Here is a 20,547-nt window from a genome sequence, read left to right on the forward strand (position 1 = left end):
GCTCCGATCGTCGGTTGTCCGCCGTCCTCAGTCGGGTCGTGCGCGCCCCGCGCGGTCGCGGTGGGCGAGGGCGCGCTGGAGTCCGGACAGGCCCGGCGACCGGCGCCGCCGCAGCGCCGCGCGGGCCGCGTTGGCGCCCGGCGCGCCGTGCACGCCGCCGCCCGGATGGGCGCCCGCGGAGGCGAGGAACAGGCCGCGCACGGGTGTCTCCGGCCGTCCGGTGCCGGGCAGGGGACGGAAGACGAGCTGCTGGTGGATGCCCGCGGTGCCGCCGTTGATGGCACCCGCGCGGAGATTGCCGTCGAGTGCCTGGAGCGTGGGCGGGGCGAGGACGCGGCGGGCCCGGATCAGCGCGCGGAAGCCCGGCGCGAACCGTTCGACCTGGCGTTCCACCCGGTCGGCCATCAGCTCCTGCTCCTCGGGGTCCCAGGTGCCGGTGAGCCCCTCGTCCCCGGCGTCGGCGGCCACCTCGTGCGGCACGTGGGTGTAGGCCCAGGCCGACTCGGTGCCGCCGGGCGAACGCGACGCGTCGGCCGTCGTCATCTGGCCGAACAGGCAGAACGGGCGGTCGGGGATCTGCTGCATCGCGATCTGGGCGGCGAAGCGGGTGAGTTCGTCGACTCCGTCGGCCAGGTGGACGGTGCCGGCCCGCGCGGCCTGCTCGGCGCGCCAGGGCACGGGGCCGTCGAGGGCCCAGTCGACCTTGAAGGTGGCGAAGTCCCACTGGAACCGCTTCAGGTCGGCCAGCAGCTGGCCCGGAAGGTGCTCGGGTTCGACCAGTTCGCCGTAGAGGGCGGGGACGGAGACGTCCGCGAGGACGGCGCGGCGGGCGGTGACGGTGCCGCCGTCGGCGGTGCGTACGCCGACCGCCCGTCCGTCGCGGACGACGACCCGGTCCACCCGGAGTCCGCAGCGCAGGGTGCCGCCGTGTGCGCGCAGCCGGCGCACCAGTGCGTCGGTGAGGGCTCCGGCGCCACCGGCCGGGACGGGGAAGCCGTACGTCTGGCCCAGCATGGACATCAGCCAGCCGAAGCCGCCGCTGCCGGCGGCCTCCGGGGCGAGGTCGGCGTGCAGCGCGTTCCCGGCGAGGAGGAGCCGGCCGCCCTCGCCGCCGAACTCCTCGGCGCCCATGCGCCGCACCGGCAGCACCAAGGTGCGGGCCAGCCGCAGGCCGCCCGCCGTGCGCAGCCGCAGGGCGAGCCGCCCGGTGGCCTTCAGCGGCGGGAACGGGGTGAACAGGGCGTCGAGGATGTCGGGGCGCAGCCGTTCCCAGATCTCGTGCAGCCGGCGCCAGGCGGCGCCGTCCCCGTCGTGGAAGGCGTCGAGGGAGGCGGCGGTGGCGTCGACCCGCCGGTCGAGGACCGCGCACCTGCCGTCGCTCAGCGGGTGCGCCAGGACGTGGGGGGCGTGGCTCCACCGCAGGCCGTGCTCCTCCAGGCGCAGGCCCGACACCACCGGGGAGGCGGCGGCCAGCGGGTAGAAGGAGCTGAAGAGGTCGTTGACGAAGTCCGGGTCCACTCCCCTGTCGTGACGCACCGCTCCGCCGGGTCCGGGCTGCTCCTCGACGACCGCCACGCTCCAGCCGGCGTCGGCCAGCAGGTTGGCGGCCACCAGACCGTTGGGTCCGGCCCCGATGACCACGGCGTCAGGCATCGGCACCGCCGTGCGCCCGTACCGGCACCGGCCCGGGCCCGGCGTCCGGGATCTCGTTCTCGCACACCTCGGCCAGCCGGGCGAGCATCGCGCGGTGCCGGAGCTGGATCAGCGCCTCCACGCCCGCGTTGTGCAGGGCACCGCCCACCCCTTGCAGGGGGTGTTCGTCCACGATCACCAGGCAGTGCTCGCCCCAGGGCCGCAGCTCGACGGCGATCCGCGCCGTGCCGAGGGAGCCCGCCCGGGCCTCCAGCTCCAGGGCGGCGCCCTCCTCGCAGCGCCGTACGACGGTCCGGTTGTTCAGGCGGACGGGTCCGATCCGGACCTCGTAGCCGATCTCCGCGCCCACCTGGGGCCACTGGCCCCGCACCGGGGTGGTCTCCGCGGTGCCCACCACCCAGTCCGCGTACCGGTCGCCGTCCGCGAGGACGGCCCACACCCGCCGCGGGGATGTCTTGATCAGCCGATGCCGGACCGCCACGACGACCTCCTGTACTCGTCCTTCGCTCACCGCCAAGTGCCCACGCCGGGGACGGCGAACCAGGATGGCGACGAGGAATTTCCGATACGGCCGTGCGGCGCCCGGTGTCAGCGGGCGAGCCCCCGGTGCCGGCCCCGGGGCTTTGGGGGTCAGCCCCGGCCGGCCGGCTCCCACGGGCGGGGTCCCGCACCGGAGTGCCACGCGAGCAGTCCCTCGGCGTCCACGCACACGATGCCGCACTGCCGCGCGTACTCGACGGCGGGTGCCGTGAAGTCGTTGGTGGTGACGACGATGGCGACGTCGGCCTCGTGGACGGTGAAGCAGGTGCCGCCGAAGCGCTGCAGATCCTGTGAACCGACCTTGTGGCCGTCCCCGTAGCGCTTGCACTGGAGGACGAGTCGGCGTCCGTCCGGCGCCACCGCCAGCACGTCGGCTCCCAAGTCGCCGGCGCCGCCGACGACTTCGACGTCCGTGCAGTGGTCGCGGGCGCACAGGCCGGCTATCGCCTGTTCGAACTCGTCGGGATCCAGGGCGTAGTAGTCGGTGACGCACGTGGTGTCCGCGGCGGGGGCCGTCCCGATGACGAGGGTCTCCGCCGTGCCGTCGGCGCCGAGGGGCGGGGCCTGGACGGCGACCTCCGCCGGGACGGCTGCGGCCGGCGGTTCGGCGAGCGCGTCGACGGCTGTCTCGGCCGCTTCCTCGAGGGCCTCGGTGGCGTGCCGCACGACTCTGCGCGCCGACCACCGGCGTCGGCCTCGATAGCAGGCGACGGTCGCGGCGATGCCGAGGACGAGCAGGGTCACGGCCCACGCGGGCCGGCGTTCCGCGGCGGCGGCGGCGGTGCGGGCGACCACGCCCGCGAGCGTCAGGAGGAGCGCGAGAAGGACGAAGAACAGGGCCGTCGTGCGCAGGTCGAAACGACGGCGGGGACGCGCGGGGCGTATCGGGCGGGTGGGTGCGGTCACGGTGGTGGTTCCTCCCAAGCGGCCTTCGGTGAAGATCACTCGGGGCTTGTGCCCCGGCTGGGGCGGTTCATCGTGACCGATCCCCGGCCCCGTGCGCGCCGTGCGGGGCGGCTGATTCCCCACCCTGCGGACGGTGCGACGCGGCGGTCCCCCGGCCCTGCCGCGCACGGCACGGCGCGACCTGTCCCCCGGCGTGCGCGCGGTACGACGCGACCGGCCGCCCGGCCCCGCGGGGCACGACGCGACCGGTCACCGGGGTTCGCGGGCCCGGCCGGGGCGTCCTCCCCGGCTCCGCGCGGTGGGCCCGGACGTGCCGGGATGTGCCCCACCGCGCGTGCGGGGCGTCAGATGCGGCCGCCGGTGAGCCGGGTGATCGGGCCGAGGGTCTGACGGCCGGAGCGGCGGCCCACCGTGTACGACACGGCCGTCAGCGCGGTCACACCGGCGCCCACGCCGGCCGCGATCAGCTTGCGGTGGGCGATCACCGTCCAGGCCGTCTTGGCCGTGGCCGCGACCTGACCGGTGGCGGACTTGGCCGTGGCCGCGACCTGACCGGTCTTCGCGACGAGCGCCTGACGGCCCGCCTCGACGCCACGGGCCGCGCCCTGCGCCACGCCCGCCGTCTTCTCGGCGGCGCGCCCGGCCCCGGAGCCGGCGGCCGACGCGGCGTCACCCGCCTTGTCCTCGGCGCCCTTTGCGGCGCGTGCGGCGGGAGCGGTCGCCTTGTCCGCCGCGCGCCGGGCCTTGGCTGCGGTCGCGCGCTTGGTGTCGCGCTCTTCGTTGGTGTCCGTGTTCGGTTCAGTCATGGACTTCGCGTTGCCGCTCGCTCGGGCCGCAAACCCGCCGCGGTGCCCGCGTGCCGCCCGCGGTGGCCCGGGCGGGGTCCGGCGGATCACCGCATGGGTAGGGTCCCGGTCATGCGCCTCGCCCTCTTCGACCTGGACGGCACACTGGTGGACCGTACGTCCGCCTTCGCCGACGCCATAGCCGACCTCTGCCACGACCACGCGTACGGGCCCGAGATCGAGCGGTGGCTGCTGACCGAACTCGCCGACCACGCCGAGCGGTCGGACTTCGCGCGGCTGCGCGCCGCGTTCGGGCTGGGCGAGTCGGCGGACCACCTGTGGCGGGTGTACGTCGACCGCATGGCCGCCGCCGTCACCTGCCGTCCCGCGGTGCTGAACAGCCTGGCCCGGCTGCGCGAGCGCGGCTGGAGCATCGGTGTCGCCACGAACGGGTCCTCCGACATCCAGCGCGCCAAGGTCAGGGCCACCGGGCTCGCCGACCTCGTCGACGGGATCGCCGCCTCCGGGGACATCGCCGTCCGCAAGCCCGACCCGCGCCTCTTCGAACTGGCGGCGGCGCGCTGCGGCACCCAGATCGGTGCGGGCGACTGGATGACCGGCGACGACCCGGAGAACGACATCCGGGGCGGCCATCGGGCGGGCCTGCGGACGATCTGGGTGACGGGGCGGCCCTGGCCCGAGGGCCTCACCGTCCCCCACCACCGCGCCCCCGACGTCCCGCGGGCCGTCGACCACCTGCTCGCCCACTCCTCGGCGTAGCCGCGCCCGGCGGTTGTTCCCCTCGCCGGCACCCGCCCTTCACCCCCGCGCCGCCCCGCCGTTCGCCCGCACCACCAAGATCATCGCGTTTGGTCCTGCCCCCCATCGAAGGAAGGTCGACGTGACCAGATCGCTTCCGAGGACTTTCGCCGTGTCGGTCCTCACGGCGTCGCTCGCTCTGACCGCCGCACTTCCCGCCTCCGCCGAGGACGACGACGCCCTGCCGGCCGTCCTCCCGCGCGTCGAGACGCCGGCCCTGTACGACGACGAGGCGGGCGGCAACTCCGACGCGGACGACCCGGCGATCTGGCGCAACGCCGCCGACCCGGACGCCAGCCTGGTCGTCGCCACCGCGAAGGAGGGCGGCCTCAGGGTGTACGACCTCGGCGCCCGGCTCGTGCAGTCGCTCGCCGCGCCGGCCGGACCGGGTCCCGGGGACGCGCCCGGCCGCTACAACAACGTGGACGTGGTGCAGGGTCTGAAGCTCTCCACCGGGCGCGCCGACCTCGCGGTCACCACCGACCGGGGCAACGACCGGCTGCGGATCTACCGCATCGACCCCGCCTCGCCCGGCCGTCCCCTCTCGGACGTCACGGACCCGGCGGCCGCGCCGGTCTTCTCCGCCGACCAGGCGGAGATCAACGAGCAGCGCACCGCGTACGGCCTCGCCACCTGGACCGACAGGGCGAGCGGCCGCACCTACGCGCTCGTCAGCCGGCGCGAACGCACCACCATCGCCCTGCTCGAACTGACGCCGACGGCCGGCGGCAGGGTCGGCTACCGCAAGGTCCGGACCCTGGACCTGCCGTCCTCCTTCCGCCTGCCGAACGGCACGTCCTGGTCGCCGTGCGCGGAGCCCGGTGAACTGCCCCAGGTCGAGGGCATGGTGGTCGACCCGGCGAACGGCACGCTGTACGCGGGCCAGGAGGACGTCGGCATCTGGCGGGTGCCCGCCACCCTCGGCGGAACGCCCCGACTCGTCGACACCGTGCGGGAGTACGGCGTGCCCGGCACCTACGACGAGGCCACCGAGGAGTGCGTGAGCGGCGCCGACCCCGGGTACGGCGGCACGCGGGTCACGGCGGACGTCGAGGGCCTGACCCTGGTCGCAGAGGCGGACGGCGACGGTCATCTGCTGGCCTCCAGCCAGGGCGACGACACCTTCGCCGTCTACGACCGCGAGCGGAGCGACGACAACGAGTACGAGGGCGGCTTCCGGGTCGCCGCCACCGCGACGGGCCCGGACGGCTCGGAGGAGTGCGACGGCGCCGCGGCGCTCAACGCCCCGCTGGGCCGCAGGTTCCCGGGCGGTCTGCTCGTCGTGCAGGACGGTCACGACGACGCCGGGCAGGCCGAGGACCGTACGGCGACGAACTTCAAGTTCGTCGACCTGCGCGAGGTCCTGACGGCCCTCGACGACTGAGCGGGCGCCCGGGTGCGGCGGGCCGGGGCTGCCTTCCGCCGCACCCGACGGCTCACGCCGGGCCGGACTCCGCGCGCCGCTCGGCCCGGCGCAGGTCGGCGATGAGCCGGGCGCCGGTCACGGTCCCGTCGTCCTTGTGCGCCTCCCAGCGTGCGAAGGTCTCCGCGGCGGCCTCGGCGAAGCCGGTCGGCAGACCGACCTGTGCGCAGGCGCGCGCGATCTCGGCCATCTCCGGTTCCCAGCGCCAGGCCTTGCGGCCCGCGCCGGCCAGCCGCTCGGGTCCGGCCAGCGGTGTGCCGGGCAACGCCCCCGCCGCCAGTTCGATCAGCTCGTCGAGGACGCCGTGGCCGTCGGCCAGCGCGCAGGCCTGCGCGGCGAGGGCGTAGGCGATCTTGTTGTAGGAGGCGAAGGACAGCTTGAGCGCCGAGGCGCGGCCGACCGGGCCCGCCAGCGGGTGGGGCGCGAGGGCGGTGCCGGCGAAGAGGCCGGCGACGCGGGCGACGGCCTCGGCGTCCCCGGAGAGGTACAGGCGGCTCGTGCCGGGCTCGCGGGGCGGCGGGCCCGTGATCCCGCCGTCCACCACCGTGGCGCCGCCGCCCGCGAGGACCTCGGCGATCCGCGCCATCCGCTCCGGGCTGACCGCGTTGGCGTCGACGTAGAGACCGCGGAAACCGGCCCTCGCCACCTCCTCGGCCACGTCGAGGGCGGCGGCCGGCGGGCAGACGCTCAGGACGACCTCGCAGCTCTCGACCAGCTCCCCCAGATCGGCCGCGGCGCGCAGACCGATGCCGGCCGCCCGCCGCCGCGTCGCCGCCGACCGTCCCGCGGGCAGCCACCGTACCTCGGCACCCCCCGCCACGGCCTGCGCGGCCACGCTCGCGCCCATGTCGCCGGGGTGCAGGATTCCCACGTCTCGATGAACCATGGGCGGACCCTACTGACCCGGCGGCACCGCCGTGACCGCGCCCCGGCGGGCCGTGGCCGAATCCGGCGGCGCGGGCGCACGGGCGACGTGTGCGCGGGCCGTGCCTCATCCGCCGGGCGGCCCCGCCCCGTCGCCTTTGAGACGTTCGAGGTCGGAGGGGCGGACCTGGATCACGACGAGGGCGATCAGGGCGGCGACCAGCGTGAAGACGGCCGCCATCACGAAGGCCGCGGAGATGCCCGCCGTCAGGACCTCGTCGCCCCAGGGCGGCGGGAGTTCGCCGGTGCGCTGGAAGCGCAGGCGTTCCACCGGGGTCGCCTGGGACAGGAACGCCGGGACCTGTTCGTCCGCCTCGTTGTTGCTGGCCGTGCCGAACATCGTGACCAGGATGGACAGGCCGAGCGAACCGCCCACCTGCTGGGTGGCGTTGAGCAGCCCGGAGGCCGCGCCGGTCTCCCGGGTGGGCACGTTGGACAGCGCCATCAGGGTCAGGGAGACGAACTCCATGCCCATGCCCAGGCTGAAGACCAGCATCGGGCCGAGCACGCTGCCCGCGTAGGTGGAGTGGACGTCGGTCAGGGTCAGCCAGCCCAGTCCCGCCGCGGCCAGGATCGCGCCGGTCACCATGAACGGTTTGGGACCGTACGTCGGCAGGAACCGGGAGGCGAGCCCCGCGCCGACCGCGATGACCGCGCTCACCGGGAGGAAGGCGAGGCCCGCCCGGAGGGGGCTGAAGTCCAGCACGTTCTGCACGAACAGGGTGAGGAAGAAGAACATGCCGAAGATGGCGGCGGCCAGGCAGAGCATGATGCCGTAGGTGCCCGCGCGGTTGCGGTCGGCGAACATGCGCAGCGGTGTGATCGGCTGCCGGGAGTGCTTCTCCACCGTGATGAACACGGCGAGGAGGACGACGGCCCCGGCGAAGGAGGCCATGGTGAGCGTGTCGCGCCAGCCGTCCTGGGCGGCCCGGATGAAGCCGTACACCAGCAGGACCATGCCCGCGGTGGAGCTCGCCGCGCCGGCGACGTCGAAGTGGCCCGGGTGGCGTGCGGACTCCTTGATCCAGCGGGGTGCCGCGAGGGCGATGAGCAGGCCGATGGGAACGTTGACGAAGAAGACCCAGCGCCAGTCCAGCCACTCGACGAGGATGCCGCCGGCGAGCAGTCCGATCGCGCCGCCGCCCGCCGAGACCGCGGCGAACACGCCGAACGCCCGGTTGCGCTCGGGTCCTTCGCGGAAGGTGGTGCTGATCAGGGCGAGGGCGGTGGGGGAGGCGATGGCCCCGCCGACGCCCTGGAGGGCGCGGGCGGCCAGGAGTTGGCCGGGGCCCCGGGCGAGCCCGCCGAGGAGCGAGGCGAGGACGAACAGCAGCACGCCGAAGACGAAGACCCGCCGCCGTCCGAGGATGTCACCCGCGCGGCCGCCGAGCAGCAGCAGACCGCCGAAGGTGAGCGTGTAGGCGTTGACCACCCACGACAGGTTGGCGGTGGAGAAGTCCAGGGAGCGCTGGATGTCTGGGAGCGCGATGTTCACGATGGTGATGTCGAGGACCACCATCAGCTGGCACGAGGCGATGACGAACAGTGCCATCGCGTTTCCGTCACCGCCCGCGGGACGGGCGGAGGTCCGGGACGCGGAAGTGGGTTGCGGAGATGAGCTCATAACGTGTCGCCCGCACGGGGTGGCGGGCCCCTGGGGGTTCAGTGAACGATCGCGTCCACTGTGGTGTTCACCGTTCGACCGTACGCCGCCGCCCGGGCCGTCACCACTCGATCACCGGGGGCCGTCCGCCGGGCCGTCGCCCGGTCCACCGTCGGGCGCCCGCCCGCCGGGCGTCGGCGTACCAGGACTCCCCCGTGGTCCTGGCACGCCGCCCCGGCTCCGGCGGCGATCCGCCGCCGCGGTGTCACCAGGATGCGCCGGAGCCGGGGGCCGTGTCGTTGGCGAGGCGTCCACGGTCGCTTGGCGGAGCGTCTCCGGGCGGGCCGGGCCGCGGGTGTTCGCGGGCGCGCAGTTCGCTGGGCGGGAGGCCGTAGGCGGTGCGGAAGGCGCGGGTGAACTCGGCGGCCCGCGGGAAGCCCCAGCGCGCGGCGACGGCGTGGATCGGCGTCGTGCTCCGGGCGGGGTCGAGGAGCTCGCGGCGGGCGTGCTCCAGCCGCTGGTCCCTGATGTACGAGGCCACGGTGAGGCCTTCGGCCCGGAAGAGGCGGTACAGGTGGCTGCGGGAGATGTGATGGGCGGCGGCGATCGTCGCGGGGGTCAGCTCGGGGTCGGCGAGGTGACGGCGGACGAACGCCTTGACGCGCAGGGCGAGGGTCCGGTGGTGGCTCTCGGGCGGCAGGCTCGGGTCGGCGTCGAGGGCGTGCGCGAAGGCCGCCGCGACCAGGTCGGTGACGACGGTGGCGAGGCGGGGTCCGTCGGCGGGCCGGTAGCAGGAGGTGTCCGCGGCGAGCCGGAGGAGGAACTGCGCCAGCAGCGCGCCGATGCCCTCCGTGGCCGAGATGCGGCGTCCCATCACCTGGTCGGCGTGCCGGCCGGGCAGGGGCACCTGGGCGCGGGGGATCTCCACCCCGACGATGGTGACGGGGTCGGCTCCGGTGTGGATCTCGAAGGGACGCGAGGAGGTGCTGATGTGGAAGTCGTTCATCGTGTAGACCGCCTGCCGGCTGCTGCCCCAGCTGGCCGCTCCCTCGCCCTTGAGGAGCAGGGAGAGGTGGTAGGCCTCGGGGTCGGAGGCGCGGATGAGTCGGGGGGTCCGGCGGAAGACCAGCGGGTCGAAGGTGGCGGGCCACACGGTGACGTCGCCGAGGAGGATCGCCCGCTGGGAGCCGTCGTAGTCCGCGGCGTGCTCGCTGCTCAGCTGCATCGGCGCGTGGGTGCGGCCCATGCGCTGGATCCAGGCCTCGAACCGGTCGGCCGCCGGGAGGTCCTGGGTCCGGAAGACCGACTCGTGCACCACGCACGCAGTCAATCACACCGGTGACCGCGGCGAGTTGGGGGGCGGTCGGCGCACGTCACCGGCACGGCGGGGCGCGGTCCTGATCACCGTCCGCCATATTACTGAACCGTAACCCACTTACCGCTACCCCGGGTAACCCCGTCGCCGTTACCGTCCTGACAGCTCGTCCAAGAGCGCTTCACGTACGGCATGCGGCGGCGGTGGGACGACCGGCGCCGCATGCCGGGCGGTCCGTCCTCACCGGACCGCGTGTCACCCGAGCCGCAGAGTGAGGCTCGGCCTCCCCTCTCCCCACCGGAGGTCTGCCATGCCCGCCCCCGCCCGTCTGCTCGCCGCGGCCGTCACGGCCGCCGCCTGCCTCGGCACGACAGCCGTTCCGGCCGCCGCCGCGACACCGACCGAACCCGTGGTCTCCCGCGGTGTCACCATTCCCGCCTTCTACAACCCGCCCGCCTCGCTGCCGGCCGCCGACGGCGCGCTGATCCGCACCGAACGGCTCCCTCTCGCCCTGAGCCTGCCCGGCATCGACGGTCCGCTGCCCGGCCGGGCGACCCGCCTGATGTACCGGTCCACCGACTCGGCGGGCCGGCCGATGGCCGTCACCGGCGCCTACATCGAACCGACGGCCGCCTGGAAGGGCACGGGGGCACGGCCGCTGGTCGTCGTGGCGCCCGGCACCATGGGACAGGGCGACCAGTGCGCCGCGTCCCTCGGTCTGGAACGCCCGCTCGTGCTCAACGGGCAGACGGTGTCGGTCGGTTACGAGGACCTGGCCATCTACCGGCTGCTCGCCCGCGGGGTCGCCGTCGTGGTCACCGACTACACCGGCCTCGGCACCACGGACCGGCTGCACACCTACGTCAACCGGGTCGACGAGGCCCACGCCGTGCTGGACGCCGCCCGCGCCGCCCGCTCCCTCGACGGGACGTCCCTCACCGACGGCTCACGGGTGGCGCTGTTCGGCTACAGCCAGGGCGGCGGGGCCACCGCGGCCGCCGCCGAACTCCAGCCCGCGTACGCCCCCGACGTCCCGCTCGCCGGCACCTACTCCGGAGCGCCGCCCGCCGACCTGGTGGCCGTCACCGCGGCCATCGACGGCAGCGACCTCGCCGGGGCGCTCGGCTGGTCGGTCAACGGCTTCCTGGAGTCCGACCCGGAGTTGAAGCCGATCGCGGAAGCGCACCTCAACGCGGCCGGCAAGGCGGCCCTGAAGGATCTGTCCACCATGTGCGTGGGCGACGCCCTCCTCGCCTACAACTCGGCGCGCAGCACGGCCTGGACCACCGACGGGCGCTCCCTGGGCGCCGTCATCGAGGAGGAGCCCGCGCTCGAGGCGTTCCTGGCCGACCAGCGCATCGGCAGGATCAGGCCCGCGTCCCCGGTGCGGGTGGCTACCGGCACCGCCGACAACCTCGTACCGCACGGACAGGCCCGCGACCTCGCCGTGGCGTGGTGCGCGAGGGGGGCGAACGTCACCTACAAGCCCGTCGTCCTGCTGCCGCTGGGCAACGCCCTGCTCAACCACTTCGCACCGCTGCTCACCGACCAGGGCGACGCGATCTCCTGGCTGACCGACCGCCTCGACGGCCGGCCCGCCGGCTCCAACTGCGCCACGCTGCCGTACAAGCCCTGAGCCTCGGGGACGACGGCCTTCGTCGGCGGCACGGGTCCCGTCGTCGCGTTCCCGCCGGCCTTCCGGGGCGACGAGGGCGACGAGGGGAAGGTGACGGCAAGGCCTAGGGTGGACGGCATGGCCGAGGTGGAGATCGTGCAGCTGCTGGTGTCGCCGGTGCACCGGTTCTCGGGGCGTCCCGCGGACGGGCCTTCGGAGGGGCTCGGCGACGAACTCGTGCGGTCGGTGCGGGTGCGCGCCGGTCTCGGACTGGTCGGCGACCGCTACTTCGGCCGGCCGGCCCACCGGGACGCCTCGGTGACCGTCATGGCGGCCGAGGGCCTCCCCCGGGACATCGCGCCCACCGCCGGCCTCCGGCACACCCGCCGCAACATTCTGCTGCGCGGCGTCGACATCGACGCCCTCGTCGGCAGGACCGTCGTCCTGGACTCCGGGGGCGGTGCCGTGACTCTCGCCGTCAACCGTCCGGCCCGGCCGTGTGCGTGGCTGGACGTCACGGTCGGGCCGGGTGCGCAGCGCGCCCTGCGCGGCGGGGGCGGGGCGCGCTGCACTCCCCTGTCGGACGGGGTGCTGACCGTCGGCGGAGCGACGTTCCGCGTCCTCGGGGAGAGCACCACGGCCTCCGCCTGACCTCCGCCCGGCCTGCGCCTACAGACCGTCGAGCAGCCCGAGCCGGGCGACGATCCGCTTGCCGACCGGCTCCGGTACGACGTCGACGCCCTGGGCCACGGCCATCACGATCTCCAGGCCGTGCTGACCGACCCGCGTCGGATCCGCCCCGCGCGGCGTCGGCAGCGCCGGATCACTGTCCCAGACCGCGATCTCCACGGCGTCCCCCACGATGCGCAGGTGCAGCAGGACCGGACCGGGCGCGTATCGCAGGGCGTTGGTGACCAGTTCGCTCACCACGAGTTGTGAGAGATCCATGGTGCGGGCCGAGACCGGCACCCCGTGCTCGCGCTGCGCACTCGCGAGGAAATCACCCGTCAGCTGCCGCGCGCCGGCGATGCAGCCGTTCTGCCCGTCGAGGGCCACCGTTGTCTCGACCCGGCTCCGCTCAGGACCCGGGAACCCCTCGTCGGGAGGGACAGGTTCCATGCGGACCGCCTTCATTACCCCGTTCATGACCGCGCGCATACCCCTGAATCCGACTCCTACGCCCCAGCCGCACCATTCTTTCGCGGAGCACCGGAACGGACCGGGTCCCGGCGTCCGGTGCCGTACGCACCGAGGCCGGGACGGGCGCGCCGCGGTCAGTCGAGGTGGTAGCTGTCGCCGTACACCTTCCAGTCCAGGGGCGGTTGGAGGTCCAGGTTGCCCTTGCGCAGGAAGACGCGCTGGGCGGTGTCGACGCGGCTGGTGTCGCTGTGCGCCTCCTCCTGCTTCATGGCCCACACGCGTGCGTCGAGGAAGGCGTTGAGGTACGCCGTCTCGTCGCCGCCCTGGGCCGGGGTCTTCGCCTTGGCCAGGGCGCGCCGGCGGATGCTGCCGAAGCTGGTGGCGTCACCGCCGTCGCCGTGCATGACGATGGCGTCGTAGTAGGCGAACTGGCCGAGGACGCGCAGGCCGTCGGCCTTGGCGCGGCGGACGGCCGGATCGAAGTAGACGCGGTCGCGTTCGTCGTTCTGCGCCTGCTGGAACGCCGTGTCCCGGGCCGCCGTGCGCCAGTCCCGCGGGTAGTTCGGGTCGAGGCCGTCGTGGGAGTCGGTGCCGTCGACCGCCCGCAGCGCGGGCAGGTACCCGGCGAGCACGTTGCCGGGTTTGCGGTCGGCGTACAGCTCGACGAGGTCGAGCATGTCGCCGGTGCCGGAGCAGAAGCCGATGATGCCGGCGGTGTAGCCGCGGCCGTCGCCGATGTCCTCGATGTACCGGTACTGGGCCTTCCAGTCGAGCGAGGAGTTCTCCGCGCTCGACACCAGCTTCATGGCGATCTCCTTCTTCGCCGGGTCGTCCAGCCCCACCGCCGCGCGGAGTTCGGGGGCGGCGGACGCGGACGGCGAGACGAGGAGGGGGGCCGCCGTCGCGGCGGCGAGGAGGGCGAGGACCGTGCGGCGGGAGGCGGCGGTCGTGGCGGGGGTCGGACCCTGCGCGCCGGGGGATGCGTGCACCACAGTGACTCCAGTCGGGGAGTGGGGGGTGGATGGAGGTGGATCTGCGCTGCAACCGACAGGAAAGTTTCCTATCAAGCCCGGCCGCACGAGGTAACCCTCCTGAAGGAAGGTTCGTACGATCGGACAAGCCTCGGCTCGCCGCTCCCGTCGCCCCGTCACCCCGCCGCCCCTTGAGCGTCAGGGGGCGCCGGGCGCGTCCCCCCGCCAGTCGAAGCGGCGGGCGCCTCCGGGCCGTTCCTTGTACAGGGCCCAGCCGCCGGGGCCGTAGCGGCCTATCTCGGTCGTCAGCGCCACCTCGTGCAGGTCGCTGTCCGGGCGGTCCGTGACGTCCAGGAGCAGCCCGTCCAGCGGACCGCCCACCAGCTCCGCGTACTCGCGGTCCGGGCGGGGTGCCGCATCCTCGTGGTCGGCGCCGTAGACCCGGCCCCGCATGAAGTCAGCCTCGTCCATGACCAGCAGCTTCGCACCCGTCACTGACAACGGCCCGTCGAGCAGCCGCCGACCGGGCCGCGCTTCGGCCGAGGCGGTGGCCGAAAAGCGCCGAGCGCGGGCATTTCGCCACACCGCGGGTGTGCATCCGGTCCTGGCACATCGCGGGGTACGGGGTGGGGGTGCCGGCCCTGGGGACACGCAGGGGAAGCGGGCGGCGGCGGGCGGGTCCCGGCGTGCCCGGCGGCGCCGGACCGTGCGCGAACTGCGCGCGTCGGGGACGCCACGGGCCGCGGCTGCACGAGGCGCTGCGCGGCCTCACCGTGCCAGCCGCCGTCGTGTGCGGGACGGCCGCCGGGCCGACGCCGGCCGGCCGGGCCGTCGGCCCGTGGGTTCCGGCCCTGGTGCTGACGGTGCTCGGCACGGTCGCCCTCGTCGTGCTGCGGCGGTCCCGGCGCCCGGCGCGGCGGCGTCACGGCTACTGCACCGCCGAGGAGTTGGCGGATCTGGATCAGCCGGGGCCGATGGTCGCGGTGGCGCGGATGCTGCGGCGGGACGGCCGGCGGGTGCTGCCGCCGTCCGCGCACGACACCGTCCGTCTCGCCGCCCGCGACCGGCGGGGACGGCTGCTCCCCAGGCGGGCGAGGAAGGCCGCGGCGAGGAAGGCGCCGCCGAGGGCGAGCAGCGTGTCAGCGTGTCCCATGCGTCACTTCCCGGCCGCGGAAAGGAAGTTGATGCGGTCGCGTGTGACGGGGACGGATGGGCGGTCCTCCTCGGGGGGCCTGGGGTGCGCCCGTGCGCGCCCCCGGTCCCCCCACCGTCACACGCGGCCGGTGCCGCGGACCATCGGGTTCGACACCCGTTTCCGCCCGGCCGGGCCCCGGACCCGGTGGGGTCCGGGACCCGGTGGGGTCCGGGACCCGGGCGGCTCGCGTCAGGGGGTGAGCTGCCAGCCCCGGATGTAGCCGACGTCGATCGCCGCGAGGTCCCGCACGCGCAGCTTCCACGTGCCGTCGACGGGCTGGGCGGAGGCGTCGACGACGAAGGTCTGGTCGACGTTGTCGGCGGCGCCGCCGCTGCGGTTGAGCAGCGGGTACACGGTGCCGTCGGGGCCGACCAGGTCCACCGTCAGGTCACCGCGGTAGGTGTGGACGATGTCGACGTGCACCTCGGTGGCCGGGGAGGCGTTGCCGCCGCGGCCGCCGACGGTGATCGGGGACTCCACGGCGGCCCCCACGTCGGGGATGTCGACGCGGGTGCTGCTGGCGTACACGTGGGCCACCCGCCAGTCGAAGTCCACGGTGACGGAGGCTCCGGTGCCGTCGGTGACGGTCACGGTGACCGGGGTGGTGCCGGTGGTGGTCGGCACGCCGGAGATCAGTCCGGTGTCGCCGATGGTCAGGCCGTCGGGAAGTCCGGTGGCCGTGTAGGCGAGGGCGGAGCCGGTGTGGGTGGTGTAGGCGTCCACCTGGAGGGAGACCGCCTGGCCGACGCCGCTGGTCTGGTCGGCGATCGGGGCGACGTTGACTCCGAGGGCGATGCGGTTGCCGACGTTGACGGCGGCCCAGGCGTCGGCGACGGCGAGGTAGGTGGGGCTGTAGGCGCCGTGGAGGTCGGCGGCGGCCTGGAGGGTGGCGGTGCGGGCGCCGGCGTAGTCGGTGGAGGAGGTCATGTACGTGGTCAGCGCGCGGTACCAGATGTCGGCGGCGTCGCCGATGCCGATGCCGGTGACGGCCTGTCCGTCGTAGGTCGGGCTGTCGTAGGCGACGCCGTTGACGGTCTTGGCGCCGCTGCCCTCGGAGAGGAGGTAGAAGAAGTGGTTCGCGAGGCCCGAGGAGTAGTGGACGTCGACGCCGCCGAGGGTGGAGCTCCAGTAGTCGCGGGAGTCGCCGTCCTTGGAGGGCTTGTCCATGTACCGCAGCGGGGTGCCGTCGCCGTTGATGTCGATCTTCTCGCCGACCAGGTAGTCGGGGACGTCGGCGGCGAGGCCGGCGTGGAACTCGACCGCGGCGGCGAAGATGTCGGAGGTCGCCTCGTTGAGGCCGCCGGACTCGCCCGAGTAGGTCAGGTCGGCGGTGGCGCTGGTGACGCCGTGGCTCATCTCGTGGGCGGCCACGTCGAGCGAGGTCAGCGGGTGGGTGTTGCCGGAGCCGTCGCCGTAGGTCATGCAGAAGCAGCTGTCCTGCCAGAAGGCGTTGACGTAGTTGCTGCCGTAGTGGGCGCGGCTGTAGGCGGCGACGCCGTCGCCCCGGATGCCGTCCCGGCCGTGCACGTCCTTGTAGTAGTCCCAGGTGGCGGCGGCGCCGAAGGCCACGTCGACGCCCGCGGTCTGGCGGTTGTCCGGAGTGCCGTCGCCCCAGACATCGTTGTCGTCCGTGAAGAGGGTGCCGGTGCCGGAGGTGCCCTGGTTCAGGTCGTACGTTCGCTGCCCCGCGCGGTCGCCGTCGAGCAGCTGGTACGTCGATCCGGACAGGGTGCTGCCGACGGTGACCGTGCCGTTGTACTGGCCGGTGCCGCTGCCGGTGTGCACCTGCTCGGAGACCTGGATCTCCTTGCCGGAGGCCGCGTCGGTGACGACGTGGAGTTCGCTGGGCGTGCCGTCCTTCCGGACGCCCTCGACGACCGACTCCCAGGCGAGGACGGCCCTGCCCTCGCCGGCCCGGACGACCAGGCGCGGGGCGCCCTCGGCGGCGGAGCGCGCGATGTCGGCCTCGCGTGCGGCCGCCAGGGCCTTGGCGCCGGCCTTCGCGGCGGACAGCTTCGGGGTGAGCGACGGCACCGCGAGGGTGGCCTCGCTCGCCCGGGAGACGGTGGTGCGGCCGCTCCGGAGGTGGACGACCAGGTCGCCGCCGAGGACGGGCAGTCCGGCGTAGGTGCGTTCGTAGCGGGTGTGGGTGGTGCCGTCGGCGTCCTGGACGACGTCCTTGACGACGAGTTTCTCGCTGTCGCCGAGGCCGAGGCGCTGTGCGGTGGCGCCGGCTGCGGCCCGGGCGCTCCGGACGAGCGCGGCCCGCCGGGCGGGCGGGAGCGCGGCCGGTGCGGCGCCGGCCCGCGGGGTGGCGGCGAGGGGGGTGGGACCGGGGTCGGCGGGGGCCGCGGCGGCGGGGCCCGCGGGGGCGCCGAGGGCGAGCAGGGTGCCGACGGTGGTGAGGGCGAGGACTGCGGCATGTCTGCGCCGGGGGGCAAAACGGGGTCGCCGGGACAACGGCTTCTCCTTCTGCGACGGTCGGCCCGTCGTGCGGGCCGAGGTGGGGGCGGACCGGCGGGGTGGGCACGGTCCGGAACGCGCGCACGGCAGGGCGGGTGCGGTCTGCGGGCGTCCGTCGGGTGGCGAAGGGGTGGGGGGTGGGGCGCCGCCTCTGAGGGGCGTGAAGGAAAGGTGAACGTTCGGCAGCAGCGTGGCACCCACGTCGCGCTTTTGTCATGGGAATGCCAATACAACGGCTTGAATTCGCCTTGGTGAAAAGGCAGTTGGTCATCCGGGCACTCTTTTTCGGCCGGACGCGGGGTGGGCGTCCGGCGCGTCACGGAACGCCGCCGACAGTGCCCGCGCCCTGCCGCTGGGCCGTTCGAGTGGTCCTGGTCGGCTCGTCGTCGTAGCGTCGGTGGAGAACCTCCACGGGGCGCGGGGAACGGCCCGGGCACCGAGACGGGCGGGAGCGGTCATGCGCGGACACAGGACGACGAGGACGGCGGCGCTGCTCTGTGCGGCACTGGGACTCACCGCGGCGGTCGGGACGGCCTCGGCCGCACCCGCCGCGTCACCACCCGCCGATCGGCCCGTCGCACGCCAGAGCGCACCGCCCGTCCTGGTCGACTGCCTCTGGCACCCGCGGGTGCGGCCCCACGACTTCATCCTGGCCTGCGGCGACGGCAACAGCCGCCTCGCCTCGCTGAAGTGGGTCCGGTGGGACGCCGGGTCCGCGAAGGCCACGGGCATCAACGTCGTCAACGACTGCAAGCCCTACTGCGCGGCCGGCACCTTCCGCTCGTACCCGGTGGTCGTACGGCTGGACAAGGCGCAGCCCTGGAAGAAGGCCCCCGGGACGGAGCGCTACGGCCGCATCACCCTGGAGTACCCGGACCAGCGGCCCGAGCAGTTCGCGAAGGTGATGACCTACTCGCTGTGGGACTGAGCGGGGTACCGCGCGGGGCAGCGGTTCTCGGGCGGACGGCCAGATCGCGCCGGGCAGGTGGCGCGCGGCCGTGACCCCGGCCATCGTCCGCAGCCCGGCGCAGTAGGACGCGCAGTAGGACGCGCAGTAGTCGTCCCCGACCAGCGGCAGGACCCTGTCGAGGTCCGCGACGCACGTCCAGAGGACCGCGACGCTTCGTCGTCCAGTCCGCCGCGGAGTTCCCGTTGCACGAGGCCCGCGACGCCCGCGTCGAGCAGGACCAGGTCCACTCCCCCCACGTCCACACCGCGGAAGCCCGCGGGGAGGAGCGCGCGCCTGTGCTCCTCCCACAGCTGGAGGAGCCCGCCGTCGCGATGGCCTCCACTCGTGTCCGTGATCACCCGATGAGGCCCGCGGCGGTGGTCGCGCCGAGTTCCCAGCAGGCCTCCACGTCCGCCTTGCCCGGTTCCCCGGTGACGGTCACGGGTTCGGCGGCGCGCCGCCAGCCGAGACCGGTCGTGACGGCCTCGATGCCGCGCACGGCGCCGGTGACGTCGTTGCCGCCGTGCACGTAGTAGGCGAAGGGGCGGCCGCGGGTGGCGTCGAGGCAGGGGTAGTACACCTGGTCGAAGAAGTGCTTGAGGGCACCGGACATGTAGCCGAGGTTGGCCGGCGTGCCCAGCAGGTAGCCGTCGGCGGCCAGGACGTCGGAGGCGGTGGCGGCGAGGGCGGCCCGGCGGACGACGCGGACCCCCTCGATCTCCGGCGTCGTCGCACCCCGGACGACCGCTTCGAACATCGCCTGGCAGTTCGGCGAGGGCGTGTGATGGACGATCAGCAAAGTGGCCACGGCATCGAACCCTGCCCGCTCGGGCGGCCCGCCGCAAGCGGCGTCCGCACCGGGCGCCCCGTCGGTGCGACGGCCGCGGCGGCGACGGGATCCGAACGGGGCCGCGCGACCCCGGTGCGGCCGTCCCGCACCTGCCCCGGCTCTTCTTGCTCAGGGAGCACTTGACGCACGAGACGGTCAGATTTCGCATCCCGTGCGATCAAAGTGCGGCAGGTGTCCGCACGTTCCGGTTCTCTCTGCGCCAGTCCCGGAAGGCGTCATCCTTCCGAGCGACCCCCTCCGTACGGTCGGAACACGAACGGGGCCGGAGGAGCCCGGTCCCGTGCAACCCGTAGGAGGACCGCCATGGCGAATGTGGAAATCTCCCTCAAGGAGACGATGACCTCGATCGAGGGGGCGCTGGGCGCCGCCGTCGTGGACTACACCAGCGGCATGGCCCTGGGCACCATGGGCGGCGGCAAGGACCTCGACCTGGCCGTCGCCGCCGCGGGCAACACCGACGTGATCCGCGCCAAGGTCCGCACGATGGAGCACCTCGGACTGAAGGGCGAGATCGAGGACATCCTGATCACCCTCGGGAGCCAGTACCACCTCATCCGGCTGCTGAAGGGGCGGCAGGGCAGCGGACTGTTCATCTACCTCGTCCTGGACCGCGACCGCTCCAACCTCGCGATGGCCCGTCACCAGCTCAAGCGGATCGAGACGGACCTCGAGGTGTAGCCCACCGGTGACCTACGGCTTCGCACGCCCGTGAATTGAAAATTTCTTCATCTCGACACATCCACATCAGTGCATCACCAGGGCGTGCGGGGCCCGAAGTCGCCAGGATCGTGACGGACGCAGGACCCCGAGAGCGGCAGGGAGCGAGCGATTGACCATGCAGGTCCCCCTCTACCAGGCCAAGGCCGAGTTCTTCCGCATGCTGGGGCACCCGGTGCGGATCAGGGTCCTCGAACTGCTTCAGGGCGGGCCCGTCGCCGTGCGGGACCTGCTCAGCGAGATCGAGATCGAACCGTCCAGTCTCTCCCAGCAGTTGGCCGTGCTGCGGCGGTCCGGGATCGTGGTGTCGATCCGGGAGGGCTCGACGGTCAGCTACGCGCTGGCCGGTGGCGACGTCGCCGAGCTGCTCCGCGCGGCCCGCCGGATCCTGACCGAACTGCTGGCCGGACAGAACGAGTTGCTCGCCGAGCTGCGGCAGTCGGACCCGTCGGCGTCATCGGTGCCCTCGGCCTCATCGGTGCCTTCGGTTCCGTCGGCGCGGTCGCTGCCCGTTCCCCAGGGCGGCTCGCGGCTGTCCTGACGGCGGAGAAGACCCAGCGGGACACCGAGCGCGCACGCCACGGGCCCGGCCGCCGCGACCTCGCGGTCGTACGGCGTCCGACCCGGGACATCATCAGCGACGCGGTCACCCAGCTCCAGGGACGGGGCGGCGTCGGCT

Annotated in this window: 20 protein-coding genes; 7 read left to right on the forward strand and 13 right to left on the reverse strand. The window is 74.1% G+C overall.

Annotation, left to right across the window (positions count from 1 at the left end; all coding sequences use genetic code 11):
* Positions 1 to 27: 27 nt before the first annotated feature.
* The 4 genes from AB0N31_RS24865 to AB0N31_RS24880 form a co-directional block, all read right to left on the reverse strand.
* Positions 28 to 1,653 (reverse strand): NAD(P)/FAD-dependent oxidoreductase, encoded by a 1,626-nt coding sequence (locus AB0N31_RS24865; RefSeq protein ID WP_366060618.1) that lies wholly within the window; start codon positions 1,651 to 1,653, stop codon positions 28 to 30.
* Entirely contained in the window at positions 1,646 to 2,134 is a 489-nt protein-coding gene (locus tag AB0N31_RS24870; protein WP_366060619.1) for an SRPBCC family protein, read from the reverse strand. Before AB0N31_RS24870 ends, AB0N31_RS24865 begins: the two co-directional genes overlap by 8 nt.
* 149 nt (positions 2,135 to 2,283) lie before the next feature.
* Entirely contained in the window at positions 2,284 to 3,099 is an 816-nt protein-coding gene (locus AB0N31_RS24875; protein ID WP_366060620.1) for a restriction endonuclease, read from the reverse strand.
* A 344-nt stretch (positions 3,100 to 3,443) separates the two neighbouring features.
* On the reverse strand, positions 3,444 to 3,905 hold the full coding sequence (locus tag AB0N31_RS24880; protein ID WP_366060621.1) for a hypothetical protein: 462 nt from the start codon (positions 3,903 to 3,905) through the stop codon (positions 3,444 to 3,446).
* A gap of 111 nt (positions 3,906 to 4,016) precedes the next feature.
* Here AB0N31_RS24880 and AB0N31_RS24885 point away from each other — a divergent pair, with 111 nt between their 5' ends.
* Positions 4,017 to 4,664 carry an HAD family hydrolase gene (locus tag AB0N31_RS24885; protein WP_366060622.1) on the forward strand — a complete coding sequence of 216 codons (648 nt, stop codon included), beginning with the start codon at positions 4,017 to 4,019 and terminating at the stop codon, positions 4,662 to 4,664.
* Between the two features lie 121 nt (positions 4,665 to 4,785).
* Complete coding sequence (locus AB0N31_RS24890) at positions 4,786 to 6,087, forward strand: phytase (protein ID WP_366060623.1); 1,302 nt, start codon at positions 4,786 to 4,788, stop codon at positions 6,085 to 6,087.
* A gap of 52 nt (positions 6,088 to 6,139) precedes the next feature.
* On the opposite strand, the gene AB0N31_RS24895 is transcribed toward AB0N31_RS24890, so the two are convergent.
* The 3 genes from AB0N31_RS24895 to AB0N31_RS24905 all read right to left on the reverse strand — a co-directional run bounded on the left by AB0N31_RS24895 (position 6,140) and on the right by AB0N31_RS24905 (position 9,971).
* Positions 6,140 to 7,012 (reverse strand): DUF1932 domain-containing protein, encoded by an 873-nt coding sequence (locus tag AB0N31_RS24895; RefSeq protein WP_366060624.1) that lies wholly within the window; start codon positions 7,010 to 7,012, stop codon positions 6,140 to 6,142.
* A 105-nt stretch (positions 7,013 to 7,117) separates the two neighbouring features.
* Positions 7,118 to 8,602, reverse strand: coding sequence for an MFS transporter (locus tag AB0N31_RS24900; protein ID WP_366060625.1), 1,485 nt, complete (start codon positions 8,600 to 8,602; stop codon positions 7,118 to 7,120).
* Positions 8,603 to 8,918: 316 nt separating this feature from the next.
* Positions 8,919 to 9,971, reverse strand: a complete 1,053-nt coding sequence (locus tag AB0N31_RS24905; RefSeq protein WP_366060626.1) for a helix-turn-helix domain-containing protein — start codon at positions 9,969 to 9,971, stop codon at positions 8,919 to 8,921.
* A 307-nt stretch (positions 9,972 to 10,278) separates the two neighbouring features.
* Between AB0N31_RS24905 and AB0N31_RS24910 the strand changes: the two genes are divergently transcribed.
* A complete protein-coding gene (locus AB0N31_RS24910) occupies positions 10,279 to 11,604 on the forward strand; it encodes a lipase family protein (protein WP_366060627.1) in 1,326 nt (441 codons plus the stop codon).
* 117 nt (positions 11,605 to 11,721) lie between these two features.
* A complete protein-coding gene (locus AB0N31_RS24915) occupies positions 11,722 to 12,234 on the forward strand; it encodes a molybdenum cofactor biosysynthesis protein (protein WP_366060628.1) in 513 nt (170 codons plus the stop codon).
* Between the two features lie 18 nt (positions 12,235 to 12,252).
* Here the strand turns inward: AB0N31_RS24915 and AB0N31_RS24920 are convergent, their stop codons facing one another.
* From AB0N31_RS24920 to AB0N31_RS24940, 5 genes are all read right to left on the reverse strand, one after another.
* A complete protein-coding gene (locus tag AB0N31_RS24920) occupies positions 12,253 to 12,702 on the reverse strand; it encodes an ATP-binding protein (protein WP_366060629.1) in 450 nt (149 codons plus the stop codon).
* A gap of 155 nt (positions 12,703 to 12,857) precedes the next feature.
* Positions 12,858 to 13,715: a chitosanase gene (locus tag AB0N31_RS24925; protein ID WP_366060630.1), complete on the reverse strand. Its 858-nt coding sequence runs from the start codon at positions 13,713 to 13,715 to the stop codon at positions 12,858 to 12,860.
* 177 nt (positions 13,716 to 13,892) lie between these two features.
* Positions 13,893 to 14,165 (reverse strand): hypothetical protein, encoded by a 273-nt coding sequence (locus tag AB0N31_RS24930; RefSeq protein WP_366060631.1) that lies wholly within the window; start codon positions 14,163 to 14,165, stop codon positions 13,893 to 13,895.
* Between the two features lie 490 nt (positions 14,166 to 14,655).
* Positions 14,656 to 14,847 (reverse strand): hypothetical protein, encoded by a 192-nt coding sequence (locus AB0N31_RS24935; protein WP_366060632.1) that lies wholly within the window; start codon positions 14,845 to 14,847, stop codon positions 14,656 to 14,658.
* Between the two features lie 231 nt (positions 14,848 to 15,078).
* Positions 15,079 to 17,349: a M4 family metallopeptidase gene (locus AB0N31_RS24940; protein ID WP_366060633.1), complete on the reverse strand. Its 2,271-nt coding sequence runs from the start codon at positions 17,347 to 17,349 to the stop codon at positions 15,079 to 15,081.
* 460 nt (positions 17,350 to 17,809) lie between these two features.
* On the opposite strand from AB0N31_RS24940, the gene AB0N31_RS24945 reads away from it, so the two are divergent.
* Entirely contained in the window at positions 17,810 to 18,280 is a 471-nt protein-coding gene (locus AB0N31_RS24945; RefSeq protein ID WP_366060635.1) for a hypothetical protein, read from the forward strand.
* Between the two features lie 376 nt (positions 18,281 to 18,656).
* On the opposite strand, the gene AB0N31_RS24950 is transcribed toward AB0N31_RS24945, so the two are convergent.
* Positions 18,657 to 19,109 carry an NAD(P)H-dependent oxidoreductase gene (locus AB0N31_RS24950; RefSeq protein WP_366060636.1) on the reverse strand — a complete coding sequence of 151 codons (453 nt, stop codon included), beginning with the start codon at positions 19,107 to 19,109 and terminating at the stop codon, positions 18,657 to 18,659.
* A 345-nt stretch (positions 19,110 to 19,454) separates the two neighbouring features.
* Here AB0N31_RS24950 and AB0N31_RS24955 point away from each other — a divergent pair, with 345 nt between their 5' ends.
* Both AB0N31_RS24955 and AB0N31_RS24960 read left to right on the forward strand, forming a co-directional pair.
* A complete protein-coding gene (locus AB0N31_RS24955; RefSeq protein WP_363089670.1) occupies positions 19,455 to 19,829 on the forward strand; it encodes a hypothetical protein in 375 nt (124 codons plus the stop codon).
* A 157-nt stretch (positions 19,830 to 19,986) separates the two neighbouring features.
* Positions 19,987 to 20,409 carry a metalloregulator ArsR/SmtB family transcription factor gene (locus AB0N31_RS24960; protein ID WP_366060640.1) on the forward strand — a complete coding sequence of 141 codons (423 nt, stop codon included), beginning with the start codon at positions 19,987 to 19,989 and terminating at the stop codon, positions 20,407 to 20,409.
* Positions 20,410 to 20,547: the final 138 nt, after the last annotated feature.

The sequence above is a fragment of the Streptomyces sp. NPDC051051 genome (genome assembly GCF_040682975.1).
Classification (GTDB): domain Bacteria; phylum Actinomycetota; class Actinomycetes; order Streptomycetales; family Streptomycetaceae; genus Streptomyces.

What these genes read in the sequence shown, in the direction of transcription:
- AB0N31_RS24865 (WP_366060618.1), bottom strand. Translation starts at nt 1,653, where the DNA reads ATGCCTGACGCCGTGGTCATCGGGGCCGGACCCAACGGTCTGGTGGCC.
- AB0N31_RS24880 (WP_366060621.1), bottom strand. Translation starts at nt 3,905, where the DNA reads ATGACTGAACCGAACACGGACACCAACGAAGAGCGCGACACCAAGCGC.
- AB0N31_RS24885 (WP_366060622.1), top strand. Translation starts at nt 4,017, where the DNA reads ATGCGCCTCGCCCTCTTCGACCTGGACGGCACACTGGTGGACCGTACG.
- AB0N31_RS24895 (WP_366060624.1), bottom strand. Translation starts at nt 7,012, where the DNA reads ATGGTTCATCGAGACGTGGGAATCCTGCACCCCGGCGACATGGGCGCG.
- AB0N31_RS24900 (WP_366060625.1), bottom strand. Translation starts at nt 8,602, where the DNA reads ATGGCACTGTTCGTCATCGCCTCGTGCCAGCTGATGGTGGTCCTCGAC.
- AB0N31_RS24910 (WP_366060627.1), top strand. Translation starts at nt 10,279, where the DNA reads ATGCCCGCCCCCGCCCGTCTGCTCGCCGCGGCCGTCACGGCCGCCGCC.
- AB0N31_RS24915 (WP_366060628.1), top strand. Translation starts at nt 11,722, where the DNA reads ATGGCCGAGGTGGAGATCGTGCAGCTGCTGGTGTCGCCGGTGCACCGG.
- AB0N31_RS24920 (WP_366060629.1), bottom strand. Translation starts at nt 12,702, where the DNA reads ATGGAACCTGTCCCTCCCGACGAGGGGTTCCCGGGTCCTGAGCGGAGC.
- AB0N31_RS24930 (WP_366060631.1), bottom strand. Translation starts at nt 14,165, where the DNA reads ATGGACGAGGCTGACTTCATGCGGGGCCGGGTCTACGGCGCCGACCAC.
- AB0N31_RS24935 (WP_366060632.1), bottom strand. Translation starts at nt 14,847, where the DNA reads ATGGGACACGCTGACACGCTGCTCGCCCTCGGCGGCGCCTTCCTCGCC.
- AB0N31_RS24945 (WP_366060635.1), top strand. Translation starts at nt 17,810, where the DNA reads ATGCGCGGACACAGGACGACGAGGACGGCGGCGCTGCTCTGTGCGGCA.
- AB0N31_RS24955 (WP_363089670.1), top strand. Translation starts at nt 19,455, where the DNA reads ATGGCGAATGTGGAAATCTCCCTCAAGGAGACGATGACCTCGATCGAG.
- AB0N31_RS24960 (WP_366060640.1), top strand. Translation starts at nt 19,987, where the DNA reads ATGCAGGTCCCCCTCTACCAGGCCAAGGCCGAGTTCTTCCGCATGCTG.